Source organism: Peribacillus sp. NPDC056705, assembly GCF_043656335.1.
Genome location: NZ_JBHTYI010000081.1, coordinates 1 through 3,066 on the forward strand (window position 1 = coordinate 1; position 3,066 = coordinate 3,066).

Genomic DNA, 3,066 nt, shown 5'->3' on the forward strand with positions numbered 1-3,066 from the left:
AAGACTGATTACGGAGAAGAGTAGGCCTGTGGACATAATGCTTGCCTGGCCGCTGTCTCGCAGCGGAATCTCAAAGAAAAGGATGCCTTGGGAGCACGCGATGGCAAATGGAATGAGGTAGATTCGAAGACTAAAGGGAAGACGCTTAGACTCCTCTTCTATGGAATCAGCCGTGCTGTCCTCTCCAGATACTGGTGAATGCTTAGGCAAGCTAAATAAGGCCATCATTCCCGTGAAGATCAATAACCATCCAAGCGTCTGAAAGGTTCCGGAGAATCCAGCGTTGGCTACAATGAAGGCACCCGCGGCCGGCGACAAAACGGAAGCAAGCGTATGAATTACGCCATGTCCGGACATATATTTACCCTGTGTTACCGGATCCCTTGATAGGGAGGCCAATAGCGTCAAGCATGCAGGTGATAGAAAAGCGAGCACAAAACCGCTAATCGATCGCAGCGCCAGGAGCTGCCAGGGCAGTTGAACATGCGCTTGCAGCAGCAGCACAACGCCAGCAGCAGTTAAGCTGAAGATGATGTAGCGCTTGCTGCCGTGACGATCGATCAGTCCTCCAGCGATGAGATTGCCCGGGAGATGGGTTAAGGCATAGATGCCCATCATCCAGCCGATGAAGGTGGGAGCTGCTCCAAGCGAGATCGCAAATGGAGTCAGCACGGGATATTGAGCATGCAGATCAAAAAAAGCCAGGAACAAAAACATGTAAAGCCATAATGCGGTCTTCAAAGCAGCAACCTCCTACCAGACAATTGATGAACGCCACTACTACTTGTACGCCTTAGCGGGCAAGCTTATACCTTTTTTTGTGAAACGGGGAGGTTGGCTGACAGTTGATCCGGGTATCATGTATAATTAATAAGACGGCCAATGACCGCCGCTTTGAAAAGGACGGGAGTGAATGAAATGGATACACAGGTCTGGATGGAATTTCTTAAGCAAAACTGGCTGGTTATAGCGATTGGTCTGGTTGTGTTATTTATCGTGTTGAACGTGGTGCGAACGGTAGTTAAATGGGCGATTGCTGTGTTGATCATTGCAGGCTTGCTTATTTATAGCGGAATATCGCTCGACAAAATCGGGGAAGTGGTATCTACCGTCAAAGATGAGACGGTGGACACGATTAAGACCGAAGCCATGAATATGATGATGAAGGAAGCAAAGGAAGCAAAATATACATCGAATGAAGACGGTACCTATACGGTAAAGGCCCCCAACCTGGAGTTGGTCGGAAGTTCAACCTCGAAAGAGGTAGAGGTATCATTTCGTGGTGTCCCGGTGGGGAAATGGGATATAAACGATACGATACAAGGATTTATTAATGACGCAAGGAACAATCCAAGTTCAAAATGAGCAAGGATAAGTTGTAGGCATTGGACAGCTTGAGAGGAGGGATGCTGGATTGATGTCCGCTTGGGTGGAAAGTGCGCTTAACGGCAACGGCATTACGATACTGTTGCTGCTGATTATGGTATTCTCACTGTTTCAAGGATGGAATCGCGGAGCCTCCCGGTCAGCCGGGAAGCTTGTTTTTTTTCTAGGGGATGCGGTGTTGCGTTTGTCAGCGCTAGTTCTGTCGGCGTTGCTGATACTTCGCATATCTCCAATTGCAGGAGTGTGGCTGGGTCAGCGATACGTATTACCGGACCGCGAATTGCGGTTATGGGAACAGATCTACTACACGGCTATTAAGTCATTGGCGGATTTCCCGTTGTTGCGGTTTGCCGTATTGTTTATGCTGAGCTATGGACTCATCGTATGGATACTAAGATCGATCGTACATTTCGTTACGGGAGGGAGATCGGGATACTATGCAGGCTCTGCGCAGGCGCCGCCCGCTTCACTGATCAGCCGTCTTGCTGGTGCCGGAATCGGGGTCATTATGGGTGCCGCCAGAGGCATTATCGCCATTGCTATTTTATTTATATGGGTTAGTGTGTATCCTGATCACGGCTTCAGCCGCTATGTTGAAGCTTCACCAGTGTATCAGCAAGGCGCCCAGGCCGTGATTGAACCATTATCAGGCAATATCGTGCGGGAGAAGCTACCTGTATTTACCCAGTCCGTGCAAGAAGAATTGAATGGCATCATGCAGCGAAAGTACGAAGTGATCGACCACCAGATTCCGAAGGGAATTGAACAGACTGCCGCCCATGTCGTGCAAGGAGCTTCAACCGATGAGGAGAAAGCGCGAAAGCTCTATGATTGGGTAGGCAGCCGGATTGCCTACGACCACGACAAGGTCACGTTGTATGAAGAACAGCGAATCTGGAAGGAGCAGACACCTCAGAATACGTATGATACCCGTATGGGTGTGTGCATTGATTATGCTCGGCTGTACGCGATGATGGCTCGCTCTGAGGATCTGCAGGTAAGGGTGGTCACAGGTCGAGGCTACAATGGTCAAGGCGGCTATGGACCGCATGCGTGGAATGAAGTGTATCTGAGCGAGAAAGAAGCGTGGGTCCCACTGGACCCGACGTGGGCGCAGAGCGGTAATTGGTTTAATCCGCCTAAATTTCATGAGACGCATATCAAAGAGCAGGTGTTCTAGAATGATAAGGGAGCGGGCTTTCAAGCATGAAGGTCTGCTCCTACTGTATGGGCGGCTGGATGAAGTAGGGGGGCGTTTATGATAAGATGATTCTATATGGATATATCGTTATGTGGAAATGCTCGCAGATAAAGGGGAGAAGTTTACGTGAAAGGGTTTAGGCCGGACAAGCGCAAACCAGAAGACGGAGATGCCGGTACTCAGTTCAATTTACGGGTGAATGTGTTTTTTTTCAGCACTTTTATTATATTTTGCGTCATTATTATACGTCTTGCTATTCTTCAGTTCGTGGAAGGTCCTGAGCTTAAGGAACAGGAGATGGGGGGGCAGGTCAAGAATTTTCCCCTGCAGCCTATAAGGGGGAGCATTATTGATGCTTCAGGGACGCCATTGGCATACTCCACGCCTTCGCAATCCTTGTATCTAACCTTGCTTAAAGACTACAGCTCGTCGGAGAAAGGGCAACAGAATCGCCCGGAAATTGAGCAACTGGCTGAAGA

Annotated in this window: 3 protein-coding genes and 1 pseudogene; 3 read left to right on the forward strand and 1 reads right to left on the reverse strand. The window is 49.2% G+C overall.

What is annotated here, in order from left to right; genetic code table 11:
- The coding region (locus ACFRAK_RS27405; RefSeq protein WP_394572944.1) for an MFS transporter at positions 1–741 on the reverse strand (741 nt) is incomplete at its 3' end.
- Between the two features lie 177 nt (positions 742–918).
- On the opposite strand from ACFRAK_RS27405, the gene ACFRAK_RS27410 reads away from it, so the two are divergent.
- The 3 genes and pseudogenes from ACFRAK_RS27410 to ACFRAK_RS27420 form a co-directional block, all read left to right on the forward strand.
- The gene (locus ACFRAK_RS27410; RefSeq protein WP_394572945.1) at positions 919–1,365 is read left to right on the forward strand and encodes a hypothetical protein; all 447 of its coding nucleotides are present in this window, start codon (positions 919–921) and stop codon (positions 1,363–1,365) included.
- A 49-nt stretch (positions 1,366–1,414) separates the two neighbouring features.
- On the forward strand, positions 1,415–2,566 hold the full coding sequence (locus tag ACFRAK_RS27415; RefSeq protein ID WP_394572946.1) for a transglutaminase domain-containing protein: 1,152 nt from the start codon (positions 1,415–1,417) through the stop codon (positions 2,564–2,566).
- A gap of 147 nt (positions 2,567–2,713) precedes the next feature.
- Positions 2,714–3,066, forward strand: a pseudogene (locus ACFRAK_RS27420) (penicillin-binding protein 2); the annotation flags it as partial.